Origin of the sequence: Gilliamella sp. wkB108 (assembly GCF_001690195.1) — a bacterium.
GTDB classification, from domain to species: domain Bacteria; phylum Pseudomonadota; class Gammaproteobacteria; order Enterobacterales; family Orbaceae; genus Gilliamella; species Gilliamella apicola_L.
Genome location: NZ_LZGM01000002.1, coordinates 1 through 1,021, shown reverse-complemented (window position 1 = coordinate 1,021; position 1,021 = coordinate 1). Strand labels below are relative to the sequence as shown.

Sequence of the window (1,021 nt, the reverse complement as noted above, 5' to 3'; positions counted from 1 at the left end):
GAAGCGATTGGACTCAATAAAATGATTAAAAAAATAGTGTTAGTCATATTTATATTTTTTTTATTTCTCTATCTATTAGGGAGCTTCATAACGGATACTATCAATCCTTTAGATTTTGCAAAAAGATTGGAAATTCGTGCTATGGGGATCAAACCCAATGTACCATTCTATGAGTCTACGCGCATTATTGTAGGTCCTTTTAAACCACGGCATCATTATCCTTTATTCCCCCCAATCACTCTTGAACAAGCTGAAAATGCCCCTCATCGCGTTCATGCTCCAGATAATACTTTCTTGAACATTGTTGTCGTTGGTGATAATTATCAAATCAAAGAGCGTTGGATTTATCGCCGTAAACCTGACTATATCTTACTCAATGAACAGCAACAAGCTAGCTTAAAAAACCTTGAAAACGGTGACCACTTTTTTATTCTGGATGATAATTTACAACTACAACCTATCACCATAGAAGAAGCTATTACCTTACCCAACTATATTAAAGTCATAAAGGAAATGGGGAAAATTATTTCCATTGAGAAAAAAACTTTAAAAGCCTATTTTAAACATGAATATGAATACTGGCCACACAGTGAAGAAGTTCTTTTTTTTAAAAATACAATATATAGTATAGATAGAAAAACAGTATTAAAGTCTTTAGTTGTCGAGTTTGATAAAAATGGGAACTATATATTATGTACAACTAAAGATGAGCATAACAAAGTGGTTTCTATAGAAAAATATTACCCTAGAGGTAGTGAATACTTTTCCGAAAGAAGCCTGTTTAACCAACAAGGGGAAAAAACTAATATTATTTATATTCCTAATGTTGGCGAAAATAAAAATGTACATCTTGATAAAAATGGCAATATAACAGAAGTGACTTATGAAGGGAATCGACACATTGTGCTAGCGGATTTTGAAGAAGATGAGCGTTATAAAACGCTGCAAATTGATACCAGTAAAAAATACAAAGCAATTGATAGTTTAGAGCCAGAGAAGTAAACGGTAACTAAAGATTGGC

At 32.5% G+C, this 1,021-nt stretch carries 1 protein-coding gene; it reads left to right on the top strand.

What is annotated here, in order from left to right:
- A partial coding sequence (locus tag A9G11_RS00015; RefSeq protein ID WP_218055991.1) for a hypothetical protein occupies nt 1–1,002 on the top strand: 1,002 nt, incomplete at its 5' end.
- Nucleotides 1,003–1,021 lie beyond the last annotated feature (19 nt).